Origin of the sequence: Hymenobacter amundsenii, from assembly GCF_002204745.1 — a bacterium.
In the GTDB taxonomy this organism is placed as follows: domain Bacteria; phylum Bacteroidota; class Bacteroidia; order Cytophagales; family Hymenobacteraceae; genus Hymenobacter; species Hymenobacter amundsenii.
In genome coordinates this window covers 159,983-174,396 of the sequence record NZ_NIRR01000002.1, presented here as the reverse complement: position 1 = coordinate 174,396, position 14,414 = coordinate 159,983, and the positions used below count along the sequence as shown (strand labels likewise).

12 protein-coding genes are annotated in these 14,414 nt (G+C 64.6%); 9 read left to right on the top strand and 3 right to left on the bottom strand.

Features of this window, described 5'->3' with window-relative positions; genetic code table 11:
- Positions 1-99 precede the first annotated feature (99 nt).
- Both CDA63_RS02870 and CDA63_RS02865 read left to right on the top strand, forming a co-directional pair.
- The gene (locus CDA63_RS02870; protein WP_088462939.1) at positions 100-1,749 is read left to right on the top strand and encodes a TldD/PmbA family protein; all 1,650 of its coding nucleotides are present in this window, start codon (positions 100-102) and stop codon (positions 1,747-1,749) included.
- Positions 1,750-1,848: 99 nt separating this feature from the next.
- Positions 1,849-3,174, top strand: a complete 1,326-nt coding sequence (locus tag CDA63_RS02865; protein ID WP_088462938.1) for a TldD/PmbA family protein — start codon at positions 1,849-1,851, stop codon at positions 3,172-3,174.
- An 88-nt stretch (positions 3,175-3,262) separates the two neighbouring features.
- Here CDA63_RS02865 and CDA63_RS02860 read toward each other — a convergent pair whose 3' ends face one another.
- Complete coding sequence (locus tag CDA63_RS02860; RefSeq protein WP_088462937.1) at positions 3,263-3,922, bottom strand: porin family protein; 660 nt, start codon at positions 3,920-3,922, stop codon at positions 3,263-3,265.
- Positions 3,923-4,092: 170 nt separating this feature from the next.
- Between CDA63_RS02860 and CDA63_RS02855 the strand changes: the two genes are divergently transcribed.
- Entirely contained in the window at positions 4,093-4,716 is a 624-nt protein-coding gene (locus tag CDA63_RS02855) for a DUF4159 domain-containing protein (protein WP_088462936.1), read from the top strand.
- A gap of 21 nt (positions 4,717-4,737) precedes the next feature.
- On the opposite strand, the gene CDA63_RS02850 is transcribed toward CDA63_RS02855, so the two are convergent.
- A complete protein-coding gene (locus CDA63_RS02850) occupies positions 4,738-5,412 on the bottom strand; it encodes a hypothetical protein (protein WP_126546705.1) in 675 nt (224 codons plus the stop codon).
- 83 nt (positions 5,413-5,495) lie between these two features.
- Positions 5,496-6,119: a hypothetical protein gene (locus tag CDA63_RS02845; RefSeq protein ID WP_088462934.1), complete on the bottom strand. Its 624-nt coding sequence runs from the start codon at positions 6,117-6,119 to the stop codon at positions 5,496-5,498.
- Positions 6,120-6,285: 166 nt separating this feature from the next.
- Between CDA63_RS02845 and CDA63_RS02840 the strand changes: the two genes are divergently transcribed.
- The 6 genes from CDA63_RS02840 to CDA63_RS02820 all read left to right on the top strand — a co-directional run bounded on the left by CDA63_RS02840 (position 6,286) and on the right by CDA63_RS02820 (position 14,287).
- Positions 6,286-7,260: an AAA family ATPase gene (locus tag CDA63_RS02840; protein ID WP_088462933.1), complete on the top strand. Its 975-nt coding sequence runs from the start codon at positions 6,286-6,288 to the stop codon at positions 7,258-7,260.
- Positions 7,261-7,433: 173 nt separating this feature from the next.
- Positions 7,434-8,309: a DUF58 domain-containing protein gene (locus CDA63_RS02835; RefSeq protein ID WP_088462932.1), complete on the top strand. Its 876-nt coding sequence runs from the start codon at positions 7,434-7,436 to the stop codon at positions 8,307-8,309.
- Between the two features lie 234 nt (positions 8,310-8,543).
- The gene (locus CDA63_RS02830) at positions 8,544-10,106 is read left to right on the top strand and encodes a BatA domain-containing protein (protein ID WP_165768169.1); all 1,563 of its coding nucleotides are present in this window, start codon (positions 8,544-8,546) and stop codon (positions 10,104-10,106) included.
- The gene (locus CDA63_RS02825; protein ID WP_088462930.1) at positions 10,103-12,217 is read left to right on the top strand and encodes a DUF4175 family protein; all 2,115 of its coding nucleotides are present in this window, start codon (positions 10,103-10,105) and stop codon (positions 12,215-12,217) included. The genes CDA63_RS02830 and CDA63_RS02825 overlap by 4 nt, the downstream gene beginning before the upstream one ends.
- Positions 12,100-12,399, top strand: a complete 300-nt coding sequence (locus tag CDA63_RS20280) for a hypothetical protein (RefSeq protein WP_126546704.1) — start codon at positions 12,100-12,102, stop codon at positions 12,397-12,399. Before CDA63_RS02825 ends, CDA63_RS20280 begins: the two co-directional genes overlap by 118 nt.
- A 109-nt stretch (positions 12,400-12,508) precedes the next feature.
- A complete protein-coding gene (locus tag CDA63_RS02820; RefSeq protein ID WP_126546703.1) occupies positions 12,509-14,287 on the top strand; it encodes a hypothetical protein in 1,779 nt (592 codons plus the stop codon).
- The last annotated feature ends 127 nt before the right edge of the window (positions 14,288-14,414 follow it).

The window sequence follows — 14,414 nt, the reverse complement described above, 5'->3', positions numbered from 1 at the left end:
GAATCCTTTCATCTGCACCATCTGTGATTCATTTGCTCCCAGTTCTCCGAGACGAATCCTTTTCATCTGCACCATCCGCAAAATTTGTGATTTAATTTTATGAAAAGACGTGACTTTGTGGGCCTGACGGGCCTGGCAACCGGGGCGCTGTGGCTGCCCTCTATTCCCGGCTTCGGCGGTTCGCTCGTTGACCCCGCCCGCCTGTTGGAACCCGGCCTGGATGTGGCCATGAAAAAGCGCCTGGCCGATGTGGCCCTGAACACCGCCAAATCGGCCGGCGCTTCGTATGCCGATGTGCGTATCGGGCGCTACCTCAACCAGGGCGTTTTCACCCGCGAGAAGCAGGTCCAGAACATCGTGAGTTCGGAGAGTTTCGGGGCCGGCGTACGGGTTATTGCCAACGGCACTTGGGGCTTCGCCTCCACCAACACCGTGACCGAAGCGGGCATTGCCAAGGCCGCCCAGCTGGCCGTGCAGATTGCCAAGGCCAACAGCAAGGTGCAGAAGGAGCAGGTGAAGCTGGCTCCCCAGAAAGGTTTCGGCGAGGTGTCGTGGAAGGCGCCCATCCAGCGCAACGCTTTCGAGGTGCCGATAAAAGACAAAGTAGATCTGCTACTGGCCGCCAACGCCGCGGCCATGGACAACGGGGCTTCCTTCGTGAACTCGGTGCTGTTTCAGGTGAACGAGCAGAAGTATTTTGCCAGCACCGACGGCTCCTACATCGACCAGGATATTCACCGCATCTTCCCCACGTTCGGCGTAACGGTGGTGGACCGCGCCTCGGGCAAGTTCCGCTCGCGCCAGGCCCTGAGCGCGCCCATGGGCTTGGGTTACGAGTACCTCACGCCCAAGTCCGAGGATAAAATTGCCGGCCCTCAGGGCTCCGATGTGGTGGGCTACCGCAACAGCTACGACATGCTGGAAGACGCCGCCCGCGCCGCCAAGCAGGCCAAGCTCAAGCTCACGGCCAAATCGGTCACGGCCGGCAAGTACGACCTCGTGCTCGACCCGCACCATTTGGGCCTGACCATCCACGAAAGCGTCGGCCACCCGCTGGAGCTCGACCGGGTGCTGGGCTACGAGGCCAACTACGCCGGTACCAGCTTCGCGACGTTGGAGTGGAAAGCCAAGAACCTGCCCTACGGCTCGAAGCAAGTGAACATTATGGCCGACAAGCTCCAGAAGGGCTCTTTGGGGGCCGTGGGCTGGGACGACGAGGGTGTGAAAACGAAAGAATGGATGCTCATCGACCAAGGCAAGCTGATCGATTACGAGAAGATCCGGGACCAGGCCCATATCGTGGGCCAGCAGGAGTCGGACGGCTGCTGTTACTCGCAGTCGTGGCAGGATGTGCAGTTCCAGCGCATGCCTAATATCAGCCTCAAGCCCGGCACCCAGAAAATGAGCGTCGACGACATGGTAAAAGGCGTGGAAAAGGGCATCTATATTGCCGGCAACGGCTCGTTCTCCATCGACCAGCAGCGCTACAACTCCCAGTTCGGGGGCCAGGTGTTCTACGCCATCGAGAAGGGCAAAATCACGGAGATGCTCGAAGACGTGGCTTACCAGACCAACACCCTGGAGTTCTGGAACAGTTGTGCCGGCTCCTGCGACGCCTCGGACTACCGGCTCGCGGGCTTCTTCAACGACGGCAAAGGCCAGCCCAGCCAGAGCTCGGCCGTGAGCCACGGCTCCAGCACCACCCGCTTCAACGCCGTGAACGTCATCAATACCGCCCGTAAAATTTAAGCTGTTAGCTATTAGCTGATGGCTGTTAGCTTCTGTTTTGGAGGCGCAGTCAAAAAGCTAACAGCTAATAGCCATCAGCTAACAGCTTAGAAAAATAACATGGCTATCCTTTCTAAAGACGAAGCCCAGGCCATCCTCAAAAAGGTGCTGGGCTTCAGCAAAGCCGATGAGTGCCAGGCCAGCCTGAACGGGCGCACCACCGGCAACGTGCGCTACGCCCGTAACTCGGTGAGCACGGCCGGGGCCACCGACAACGTGAGCCTGGCCGTGGAAGCGCGCTTCGGCAAGCGGGCCGGCATTGCCACGGCCAACGAGTTCGACGACGCCACGCTGCGCCGCTGCGTGCAACGGGCCGAGGAAATTGCCCGCCTCGCCCCCGAAGACCCCGAGTACATGCCCCTGCTTGGGCCCCAGCAGTATCTCACGCCCACCGCCTACGCCGCCAGCACCGCCGCCATCACCCCCGACTTCCGCGCCCAGGCTGCTGGCGACAGTATTGCGCTGTGCACGGCCAAAAACCTGACCGCCGCCGGCTACCTCGAAGACGGCACCTACTTCCAGGCCCTGCGCAACAACAAGGGCCTGGAGGCCTACCAGCAGAGCACCAACGTGGATTTCTCCATCACGGTGCGCACACCCGATGGTACCGGCTCGGGCTACGCCACGGCCGACTACACTGACGCCGCCAAATTCAGCGCCAAAAACCTCACCCAGATTGCGGCCGACAAAGCCGCCGGCTCGCGCAACGCCAAGGCTTTGGAGCCCGGCAAGTACACCGTTATTCTGGAGCCCGCCGCCCTGGCTTCGGATGAGGGGTTGCTTAACAACCTCATGTACAGCCTCGGGGCCCGCGAAGCCGACGAGGGCCGCTCATTTCTCAGCAAGAAGGGCGGAGGGAACCGCAAGGGCGAAAAGCTCTTCGATGAACGCGTGTCCATCTACTCCGACCCGCTCAATGCCGAGGTACCCAGCGGGGTGTTCGATGGCGAAGGGCTACCAGTGAAGCGTATGGCCTGGATCGAGAAAGGGAAAGTATCGAACCTGTACACCTCCCGCTACTGGGCCCAGAAAACCGGCCAGCAGCCCACCGCCTTCCCCGGCAACTGGATCATGGAAGGTGGCACCCAGAGCGTGCAGGACCTGATCAAGAGCACCGCCAAGGGTATCCTGGTTACGCGCCTCTGGTACATCCGCGACGTGGACCCGCAGACGCTGCTCTACACCGGCCTGACCCGCGACGGTACGTTCTACATCGAAAACGGCCAGATCAAGTTCCCGGTGAAAAACTTCCGCTTCAACGAGTCGCCAGTTATTATGCTCAACAACCTGGAGGCCATTGGCCGCCCGGTGCGCATCGGTGGCAACCTCGTGCCCCCGCTCAAAATCCGCGACTTCACGTTTACCAGCTTGTCGGACGCAGTGTAGGTCGGAGCGTCGCTTCGTCATCAAACCAAAAGTCCCCTCCTGGCGGTGCCGGGAGGGGGCTTTTGACGAATGGCGGCGGCCTGCGACGTTATTTCGGGCCAAAAAAGTAGCCCACCGAAAACTCCAGCACCCGGTTATGCAGGCCCCCGATGCTGTAAGCATCGCGGAATTGCTGCTCCTGCTCGTTGTTGTTGATGTTGGTAAAGCCATAATTGGCCCGGGCGGCCAGCACGAGCCCGTTTTTCAGGTCCGCGCCCAGACCCAGGCACCCGGCCACATCGCCCTTATAACCCTCCGTCACGTCCAGGTCTTCGGTGCGGTAGCCCGAGCCCCCGGAGCCGGTGTAGTAGCCGGTCTGGCCCACCTGGCGCCCACTGAGCAGCAGGCCAAACTGAGGCCCGACCTGTAGGTTCACCACCTTGCCCAAGTACACCTTCAGCAGCAGCGGCACATTGAAATAGGAGAGCTTTATTTTGCTTTCGAGCACCACCGGACCGGCCGGCACCTCACTGTTGGCCCCTTGCTGCGAAAATGTGAACTCGGGCTGGAAGGCGATGCGGGCCGTGGGCCGCCAGCGCAGCATACCACCCGCATGCAGCCCCGATTTATACGTGGCACCCGTGTTGATGGCCCCATCGAGCACGGCCACACTCAGGCCGGTTTTCACCCCTAACTGCACCGTATTCTGCGCCCGCACCAGGGTGGTGCTCCCCGCCAGCAGGGCGAGTAGCAGCGTAACTTTTTTCATGTTGGATAGCGAATGAAATGGTTGTTGAATCGAGGGCGCAAGTAGTGAATAATCCTATTGCTCCCCAAATTTTCCTTTTAGGCCGCCAATCTGGTTGGGGCGGCCGGAAGCCACCTTTGGTGCTCAGCCGCGTCTTTGCGCCATTTCCCGTTACCTTTCCTCTTTGCCCCATGCCTGCTGCCTTCACCTTCGTGCGCCTGCAATACCGCTCCGGCGACTGGGATGCGGTGGATGAACGCATGCCGGCCAACCTGCTCCACTCACTGGTGCAGTACACCAAGGTGGCCGTCGCGCCCAAGGAGAAAGTAGTGGCCCTCGATTCGGAGGAGCTGTTTCGTTACCCGTTCTGCTACCTCTCGGGCCACCGGCTGGTGCAGTTTTCGGCGGCCGAAAAAAAGAACTTCGAGCAGTATGTGCGCGGCGGCGGCTTCGTGTTTGTCGATGACTGCAACCACGACATCGACGGGCTGTTTGCCCGCTCCTTCGAGGAGCAGATGCGGGTGTGCTTCGGGGCCGGGGCATTAAAGAAGCTGCCGGGTTCCCACCCGATTTACTCGCAGTTTTTCCAGTTCCCGGAAGGCCCGCCCAACACCGGCTTCGAGCTCAACGGCTGGGGCGACGACCTGGTGCATGACTACCTCAAAGGCATCGAAATCGACGGCCGCCTGCGCGTGCTCTACTCCAATAAAGACTACGGCTGCGAGTGGGACTACGACTTCCGCAACAAGCGCTTCCTGGCCGAAGACAACACCAAGTTTGGCGTTAATATCATCCTCTACGCCCTCACGGCCTAACGCCGGCGGCCGCACGCCCGGTTAAAAGCGGTAGCCTAGACTGAGGCGGCCATCCGGCACGAAAACAGTATTCTCGTAACTCGTCGGCTCGTCGGTGCAGCGTTTACAGCCTGCCGGAATGTCTGCGGAGCTGTTCAGCTGTTTCCAGCTCATCAGCCCAATGGAGGCATCAAACAGTAAGCGGCCGCTGGGGCCGAATGCCGCCTGTCGCCCTACCAGGGCACCCGCGCCGCCCAGCGTCCGGCGCTGAATAAAGCCGGAGGGTGTGTACCAGAGGAAGTGCGCCCGGTAATCGCGCTTTACCAGTCGCGAGCTGACGGTAGGGGCCACGTAGAAGCCCGCCAGGGCCGTGGGGTAGCGGGGCGAGGCGATGTAGTAGCGCATTTGCAGTGCCAGCCCCGTTGCTCGTTCCTTGGCTTTACTGGCGGTGAGCAGTATTTCGATGTTCCCGCTCAGGTGCTGGCCCACCTGCCGCTCGTAACCCAGCAATAAGGGCAGCACCGGGCTTCCATCACGGATCAAATCAGCCATGCTACGCGTGAGTATTACCAGGCCGTCGAGGCGCACGATATTGTGGTACGCTGCTTGGCCTGCTGGCCGCACCGAATCAGCGGGCGCGGGTTGTGCCTGCGCAAAGGCTGCGCCGCCTCCGAGTAGCACTAAGAATAGGCCAGTCGAACGTAAACGTATTTTCATGGTTTGGAATGCGTTGCTGTTTGGGGAGAATTGGCATCAACATCATGCTGTACGTGCTGACTGCGCAGGGCCTTGGACCGGCCCTAAAACCGGTAGCCCAGGCTCAGACGGCCATCGGCAACCGTGCCGTGGATCTCGTAATAGGTCTGGTAGTAAGCCCCATAATTGGTTGATTCGACCGCATCGAGCCGCTGCCAGTTCATAACGCCCAGGGCCGCGTCCAGCACCAGCCGGCCCTGCTGGCCCAGCGGCAGCTGCACGCCGAGCAGCGCCCCGCCGCCGCCCAGCTGCTGGCGCTGCCTTGCGGAGCCATAGCGGTACGGCTCCTCGGCCCGGCGGAAGCTGAGCGTTGGGGCGATATAAAAGCCCACCGGCCCGCGGTACCGCTGCTGGTAGAAGTAGTACCGCCCCTGCAGGGCCAGACCCGCCATTTTTGGTTCTCCCCCATCGCCTCCGTTTAGCAGCACCTCCACGTTGGCGCTGGTGCGTTGACCCAATTGGCGTTCGTAGCCTACCAATAAAGGCAGCGTGAACGGGTCGCCGAACACGACCGCGCCGGCATTGCGCAGCAGCATGCCCGCCACATCGAGCCGAATAGTATTGTGGTAAGAAGGGTGGGCCGGCCGGGGCGTGGGCTGGGCTCCGGCCAGGCCCGCCGCGCTTAGCAGCAGCAAAAACAGGGCAGTGAAACGTAGAATTGCTTTCATAGCCTGAAACAAGCCCTTACTTTGCCGGAGCGCAAACCTGCTTCCAGCCGAATCAGACTTTTCAACAACAAAAAACAGCCGGCAACCTTCGCCTGTCACGCATCCTTGCCGTCATTTATCAGACTTTACCCTGGCCCCCAATTATCCAGTTCCCCAGCTCCCCAACATGACCGAACAAGATGTACACCGCCTACTGGCGAAAATTCCGCTGCTCAAAGCCGAAATCGGGAAGGTGATTGTGGGCCAGCAGCAGGTGCTGGAAGAAGTACTGGTGGCCCTGCTGGCCGGCGGCCACGCCTTGCTGGAAGGCGTGCCGGGCCTGGCCAAAACCCTGCTCGTGCGCACGCTGGCCCAAGCCACCGACTTACCCTTCCGCCGCATTCAGTTCACCCCCGACCTCATGCCGACCGACATTCTGGGCACCGAGATTCTGGAGGAAGACCACGGCACCGGCCACCGCTCGTTTAAGTTCAACCCCGGCCCCATTTTCGCCAGCCTGGTGCTGGCCGACGAAATCAACCGGACGCCGCCCAAGACCCAGGCCGCGCTGCTCGAAGCCATGCAGGAGGGCCATGTCACCTACGCCGGCCAGGAGCACGCGCTGCCCAAGCCGTTCTTTCTGTTGGCCACCCAGAACCCCATTGAGCAGAGCGGCACTTACCCGCTGCCCGAGGCCCAGCTCGACCGGTTTCTGCTTTACGTACGCATCGGCTACCCCACCGAACAGGAGGAGCTGGCCGTGCTGACGGGCACCACCGGCACCGCCCGCCCCGAGGTGCAGCCCATCCTCAGCGGCGACGACGTGCGCCAGCTGCAAACCCTCACCCGCCAGGTCAGCATCAGCGAGGAGCTAGTGCAGCGCGTGAACCGACTGGTGCGGGCCACCCGCCCGGCCACCTCGGAGGTTAAATTCATTCAGGACTACGGCCGCTGGGGTGCCGGCCCCCGCGCCGGCCAAGCCCTGATTCTGTGCGCCAAGGCCCGCGCCCTGCTCCAGGGCCGTTTCGCTGCTACTTCCGAGGACATAAAGGCCCTTGCCCCGGCCGTACTGCGCCACCGCATTCTGCTCAATTTCAACGCCGAAGCCGAGGGCCTGACAACAGAGGACGCGGTGGTGGCGCTGCTGGGGGCGGTTTCGTGAGGAGCGCGCGGAGGAAGAAGGTAAAAAAGCACCGTCATGCTGAGCGCAGCCGGAGGCGAAGTCGAAGCATCTCTACTGCAATGCTGATCCTATCGTTGAGTTTACCATTGCAGTAGAGATACTTCGACTTTGCTCAGCATGACCTTTTAAACCACCCACCAACAACCGCCTGAATGCTCACGCCCGAACACCTCCACGCTTTGCACAACCTGCCGCTGGCCGCCAAACTGGCCGCCGAGGGCTTGCTGCATGGGGCCCACCTGAGCCGCCGAAAGGGCGCGGGCATGGAGTTCAGCCAGTACCGTCCCTACCAGCCCGGCGACGATTTGCGCCGCCTCGACTGGCGCCTGGCCGCCCGCTCCGACCGCTATTACCTGCGCGAGTCGGAGGTGGATACCAGCCTCACGGTGCACCTGGTGCTCGATGCCACGGCCAGCATGAACCACCGCGACGACAACGGCCTGAGCAAGCTCGAATACGGCCGCCTGCTGTGTGCCACGCTGGCTTACGTGGCCACCCAGCAGGGCGACGCGGTGGCCCTCACGGTGCTGCGGCCCGGCGGCCTGCTGCACCTGCCGCCCCGCGCCGATGCCCGCCAGCTGCCCCGCCTCTACCACGCCTTGGAAACAGCTGAGGCCGCCGGTTCCTTTCCCGACGCTGCGACCCTCGCCCCCCTCACGGCCCGCCGGCAGCCTGCACTTACTATTTGCGTGAGTGATTTGTATGAGGAAGACGGCGAAGTGGAACGCCTGCTCACCCGCCTGCGGGCGGCGGCGGGCGAGGTGCTGGTACTGCACCTGATGGCCCGCAACGAGCTGGAATTCACCTTTCGCGGAGCCGTAACGTTCGAGGACCTCGAAACCGGCCAGCAGCTTCAGCTCGATGCCGGCCAGCAGCGCCGGGCCTGGCAGCAGCACCTACAACCCTGGCTGCAGGCCACCGCCCGCCGCGCCCGCACCCTGGGCTTCGACTACCAACTGCTGAACACCGCCGAACCCCTTACCGACGCCCTGCGCGAGTTCCTGCGCCGCCGCGCCAGAGGGGCGTAGAGACGCACCTTTGCGTCTCGTCGTTGAACGACCCAATTGGTGAGCAGCCCGAATCAACCGAATAACATCAGCAACGACGAAACGCAAAATATTGCGTTTCTACGCCGTTCTAATCCGCCGCAACTACCGCCCCTGTTTCGCGTCTGTATTTTCGCATTTTTCCCTCATTGATAATTCCCGAAGCGGTAATCCGAAGCTTGTAGCTTGCGGCTTGCAACTTGTAGCTTAAGAATCTTGCCCCCGATTTTCTTCACTCACGCCGCCACAGGTTGGCTGGCCCTGTTAGGGCTGGCCGTACCGCTGGCCATTTACCTCTGGAACCGCCGGCCGGGTCGGGTGGTACGGGTGGGCAGCGTGCGGTGGCTGGAGGCGGCTGCCAACCAGCGGCTACGCAACATCAAACCCGAGCAGCTGCTGCTATTTCTGTTGCGAACCGCCGTGCTGGGACTACTGGCGCTGGCCGTAGCCGAGCCCCTGCGCCTGCTGCCCGTGCCACCCCGCCGCGGGCAGGTGCTGTTGGCCCCCGGCGTTGGCTCCACCGACCTCGGCCCGGTGCGCCCGGTGCTCGATTCGCTTCGCCGCCGCGGCTACGAGCTGCGGCAGCTTTCGGCCACCCGCCTCGTTGGCGCGGCGAGGCCCTGGGCGGCGGTAGGATTGGGCGACACGACCAAAGTGGCCCCGGCCCAGCTCGCGGCTGATACTACTTTTGCGCCCGCGCTCAACCTTTGGAACACCGTGCAACTGGCCGCCGACTCGCTGCCGGGCCGGCCGTTGGTGGTAGTAGCACCGCTGAACGTGTCGGGGTTTCGGGGCACCCGGCCCGCGTTACCGGCCACCGTGCGCTGGCTGCCCCTGCTCCCCCGCGATTCGAGCCGCTGGCCCGTGGCAGCCTGGCAACCGGGCCCCGATAGCCTCGTGGTACTGGTGGCGGCGGGGTCTGAATCGGCTATAAACTACCAAGTAGCCCGGCTCCGGCGACCAGCCTTGGGCCAGCCGTTGCCGGGCAGCTGGGGCGAGGGCCAGATCAAACTAACCAGCAAAAACGAGTTGGTGGTCACCGAAAATGGCCGCCGCAGGGTACTGCCCGTGCTTACCCGCGCCCCGCGCTGGCACCTGACCTATGACGCCGCCCACGCCGCCTCGGCACGGGTGCTGGCGGCGGCGCTGCGGGCCATCGGGCCAGTGCTGCCGCTGCGGCCCCGCCTGAAAGTCTCCGCCGAATTGCCCGCACCCACCGATTCGCTCGACTGGCTGTTCTGGTTGCGCGAAGCCCCGTTGCCGGCCCGCTGGACCACCGATGCGACGGTCCGTACCTGGCAGGAAGCCCCTGCGCCGGCCCGAAACTTTACTACCGGGTTTCAGCCCGTAGCCGGCCCCGATGTGCTGAGTATTGCCCACCTCGATACCCTGGACCAACCGGGCGCGCTTACCGTGTGGCCCACTGCCGCCGGCCGGCCCCTGCTGAGCTGGCAGCCGCCCGGCCGCTACCGCCTGCACTCCCGCCTCGATGCCACCTGGAGCACCCTGGTCGACAGTCCCGAGCTGCCTGCCCTGCTACTGCCGCTGCTGCTGGCTGAAAGCCCGGCCGCGTTCCAACCCGATTCGCGCCAACTCGCCTTGAGCCAACTACGGGGTCCGGTGGCGGCAGAAGTCGTTGCTGTTTCGCCTACGGTGCCGCGCCAGCCGCTGGCGCCCTGGCTGGTGCTGGGAGCAGGAATCCTGTTTTTGGTAGAACGGCTGGTGGCTTCCCGCCGGGCTGCTGGCACCTCCCCCACCCTTAGCCCCCCGCTGCCATGAGCCCGCTGCTCCTGACCAACGATGTAACGACCGCCCCGGCGGCACTAGTGGTAGCGGCGGGCCGCAGCCGGGCTTGGCGCCGCACCCTGGCATTGCTGCTGCCTGCGCTGGCAGCCACTGTTTTACTGACAGTGGTAGTTTGGGCGTGGCCCAGAGCCGTGGCGGGCGCGGCCGGTGTAGCACTGGCGCTGCTGGGGCTGGCCGGTTGGCAACTCTGGCACATCTGGCACGAGCCGACCATTTCCGTTGCCCGCCAGCTCAACCAGCACCATCCGGCCCTCGAAGACAGCGCTGCGCTGCTGTTGCTCCCACCCACCGACCTGAACCTGCTCGAAGGCCTGCAACAACAACGGCTGCTGGAACGCCTGCCTGCGCTGGCCGCCACCGGGCCCTTGCTACCGGTCAGCTTCCGCCCGGCCCTACTGGCAACCGGCTTGCTGCTGGGACTGGCTGCCCTAACGTGGTGGCAGCGGCCCGGTAGTTCGGCCGGGCGCGCGGCGGCGGCTGAAGCGCCGGTGCCAATGCGCTTTTCTCAGCCGCCTGCTACCCCGCTCGCTGCCCCGCGCCTGGTGGCTACCCGGCTGCAGGTTCAGCCGCCGGGCTACACCCGCCAACCCGCATTTGTGCCGGCGCAGGCTTCGTTTCGCTGTCCTCGCGAGAGCCAGGTGCGCTGGCGCGTAACGGTAAGCCGGCCCTCGAAAGCGGTTCCGGTGCTCGAACTCGGCACCCGCCGCCTGCCCCTAAGGCCCATCCCCGGCGACTCGACTGGGTTTGAGGTGACGGAAACGTTGCTGGCTTCCACCCTCTACCGGCTGCGGCTGGGCGGGCAGGTATCCGACGATTATTCGATTGAAGTGGTGCCCGACCAGGCGCCGGTCATCCGCATCCTAGCGCCCAAAGCCTTTACTTTGATTGAGTTCGGCCGTCCGCCCCGGGTGGCCATCCGGGCCCAACTCAGCGACGATTACGGCCTTACCCGGTTCCGGCTCGTGGCCACGCTTGCCCAGGGCGAGGGGGAGGGGGTGAAGTTCCGAGAGGTGGTCACGGACCTGAGCGCGGGCCTGAATGGCCAGCCTACTACCGCCATGCTGCGCCCCGAACTCAACCTGCGGGCCCTCGGCCTGACCTACGGCGACGAGGTGTACTTCTACCTCCAAGCCTGGGACAATCACCAGCACCTGACCCGCTCCGACACTTATCTGGTGCAGTGGGAAGATACCACGGTGCAGACCAGCACCCTCGATGCCTCGCTGGGCGTGAGCACGGCCCCGGCCTATTTCCGCAGCCAGCGCCAGATTATCATCGACACCGAAAAGCTACTGGCCGAGCAGGCGCGGTTGCCCGCCGCCACGGTGCAGGACCGCGCCAACACGATTGGAGTCGACCAGAAGCTGCTGCGCATGCGCTACGGCAAATTCCTGGGCGAGGAAACCGACGAAAGCATCGGCGGCGCCACCCGCCCCGACGAGGCCGATGAAGCCGCCGCCGCCGACCCACCAGGCATGGGCTCCGTGGTGGCCGAGGACCACACCGAACCGGCACTCACCCCGACCAAAGCCCACTCGGCCGACGACGGCCACGACCACAGCCACGACGCCCTCCCGGCCGCGGGCCAATCGACCTACGAAGCCCGCACCGCTGAGCTGATGGAGCCCTACATCCACCGCCACGATGACTCCGAAACCGCCGACTTCCTGGAGCCCGCCGTGAAGGCCAAGCTCCAAGCTGTGCTGGCCCAGATGTGGGAATCGGAGCTCCGCCTGCGTACCGGCCGCCTCCGCGAGGCCCTGCCCTTCGAATACCGCGCCCTGCGCCTGCTTAAAGAGGTCCAGCAGCAAACCCGGGCCTACGTGAAAAAGGCTGGTTTCACGCCCCCACCCATGCCCGAAGCCACTACCCGCCTCACCGGCGAGCTGGCCGGGGCCGCCGCCCCGCGACGCCAGCGCCAGCTCGCCGCACCCGCGCACCAGCCCACCATCAGGGCGCCCTTGCCGTGTTGCGGCAGTTGCGCGGCGCGGCGCCCGTTCCTGCTGGCGCGGCTGCCACGCTCGAACAGGCCGGGCCGGAACTTGCCCGCGCTGCCCTGCAACGCCCCGGCCGCTACCTGGTAGCCCTGCGCACCCTGCGCGAGGTCACCAGCACGTTACGAACCAGCCAGCCACTCAATAAAGTCGCCTTGCCCCTGCTGGAACGCGCCTTCACCGACCTGCTGCCCCTGCCGCCACCCGCTCCTACTACCCGCCCCGCCCCAGCCAGCCAGCTCAGCCGCCGTTATTTCGAGCAGTTGAATTGATTGTCGTTTTAAGGACCGCCCACCATAAGCGTCGTTGATGCCCCCGGTAGGCTGCACAGGCACTTTTTCAACTCTCTTCACCTTCGCCCATTCTTCACCCGTGCTCTACTTGCTTCCTCTGCTACTGGCCGTGCTGCTGACGGTGCTGGCCCTGCGCCGCCCTGATACCCGGCGGCGGGGCCTGCGCGTAGGGGCCGGACTGCTGGCGGCGGCGGGCCTGGGGCTGGCCGCACTGCCCCCCGTTACCTCCCGGCCAAGCACTGCACCCCCCGCCACGGCGGTGCTCCTGACGGCCGGCTACTCGCCTGATACGCTGGCGGATTTGCTCCGTCGGCTCGGACCTGGGGTGCCAGTGTGGCGCTACGCACCCGGCAACGTAACCCCCAACGATACGCCCGCCTTCCGCAATGCCAGCGCCATTCGGGCGAAGTTGCCGGGCCTGCGGCAGCTGCATGTACTGGGCACTGGGGTGCCCCCCACTGATGCACCCGCCCTGGCCGGCCTACGGGTGCATCGGCATGCCGATGCGCGGCCAATGGGGTTTCAGCAATCCACCTGGAATGCCCAACCCGAGTTGGGCCAGCTTCTGACGGTGACGGGAACATTTACCGGGGCGAAGACTTGGGAGCCAGTATGGCTTTCGCTACGCGCCGCCGGTGCGGCCCGCGATTCGGTGCAGCTGCCGAAGGGCATGGGTGCGTTTGCGCTCCGCTTCCGACCGCGGGCTGCAGGGCGGGCGGTGTATATGTTGGAAGCCCGGCAAAGCGGACGGCGGCTGGCCCAAGAGCCCGTGCCGGTGGAGGTACAGGACCCCGAGCCGCTGCGGGTATTACTGCTGGCGGCTGCGCCGTCCTTCGAACTGCGCTTCCTGAAAAACCATTTAGCCGAGCGCCAGTACGCCGTGGCCTTGCGCACTGGCCTGAGCCGGGGCCTCACCCAAACCGAATTCCTGAACCTGCCCAACCCGCCCGCACTAGGTAGCCTCACCCCCGCTCTCCTCCGCCGCTTCGACGTAGTGGTTACCGATGCCGCCACCCTGGCTGGCTTCAGCTCAGCCGAGACGAGGGCACTGCAAGCCGCCCTCAACAATGGCACCAGTGGCTTGTTGCTACTCGCCGACGCGCCCACGCTACCCCGCCAGCTACCCGGCGGCGCGGCCTTCCGGTTACAGCCCCAGCCCGCAGCGGCGGCGGCCACGCCCCAACGCCTCAGCTGGCCCGAAGGCCCCACTACCGTTACCGCTTTGGTGCCGGCTACCCTCCGGCTCGCCGAAAAGCTGCGGCCCCTCATCACCGGCCCTAACCGGCAGCCGGTGGCAGCCACCCGTCGGGTAGGCCTCGGAACGGTGGTCGTGAGTACGGTGGCCGAAACCTTCCCGTGGCAGTTGCGCAATCAGCCGGCCATCTACACCGCTTACTGGAGCCGCCTGCTCGGGGCCGCCCGGCCGGGCCAGCCAACGCCCCTGTCGGTAGCAGCACTAAACCACTGGCCCCATCCCAATGCTCCGCTGGAGTTCCGTACCACGGGGGCGGCCGCCGGTCCGCTCTCCATAACGCCCCCCACCGGCCCAGCCTTGGCCCTGGCGCAACGCCCCGATGCGCTGGTATCCGAATGGCGCACGGCTACTTACTGGCCTGCGGTGGCCGGTTGGCACCGGGCGCAGGTCGGCAAAGCGCAGCAGTGGGTCTATGTGTACGCTCCCCGGCAATGGCGCGGCCCGGGGCAACAACAGTGGCCGTTGGCCGCCCGGCAGCCTGCTGGGACAGCGGCTTCGGTAGGGCCGGCTACCAACCTGGGGGCTCCCGAACGCACCGCCTGGCCCCGTTGGTGGGGCTACGCGGTGTTTTTACTTGGCGCGGGACTGCTCTGGCTCGAAGAAAAGCTCTGACGGCCCACCGGCTTCACGGCCCCGGGCACAGCTCCCCCAGATGCATCCAATGGTCGTTTCCGGTCAATAGCCTTACCTTGCGGCTTGGCTTTGGGCAAAAAAACAACCCGGGCTCCGCAGCAGCAGA

Excerpts from the sequence above, each read along its gene's own strand:
- CDA63_RS02870 (WP_088462939.1), top strand. The coding sequence starts at position 100 with ATGAAAAGACGTGACTTTGTGGGCCTGACGGGCCTGGCAACCGGGGCG.
- CDA63_RS02865 (WP_088462938.1), top strand. The coding sequence starts at position 1,849 with ATGGCTATCCTTTCTAAAGACGAAGCCCAGGCCATCCTCAAAAAGGTG.
- CDA63_RS02860 (WP_088462937.1), bottom strand. The coding sequence starts at position 3,922 with ATGAAAAAAGTTACGCTGCTACTCGCCCTGCTGGCGGGGAGCACCACC.
- CDA63_RS02855 (WP_088462936.1), top strand. The coding sequence starts at position 4,093 with ATGCCTGCTGCCTTCACCTTCGTGCGCCTGCAATACCGCTCCGGCGAC.
- CDA63_RS02850 (WP_126546705.1), bottom strand. The coding sequence starts at position 5,412 with ATGAAAATACGTTTACGTTCGACTGGCCTATTCTTAGTGCTACTCGGA.
- CDA63_RS02845 (WP_088462934.1), bottom strand. The coding sequence starts at position 6,119 with ATGAAAGCAATTCTACGTTTCACTGCCCTGTTTTTGCTGCTGCTAAGC.
- CDA63_RS02840 (WP_088462933.1), top strand. The coding sequence starts at position 6,286 with ATGACCGAACAAGATGTACACCGCCTACTGGCGAAAATTCCGCTGCTC.
- CDA63_RS02835 (WP_088462932.1), top strand. The coding sequence starts at position 7,434 with ATGCTCACGCCCGAACACCTCCACGCTTTGCACAACCTGCCGCTGGCC.
- CDA63_RS02825 (WP_088462930.1), top strand. The coding sequence starts at position 10,103 with ATGAGCCCGCTGCTCCTGACCAACGATGTAACGACCGCCCCGGCGGCA.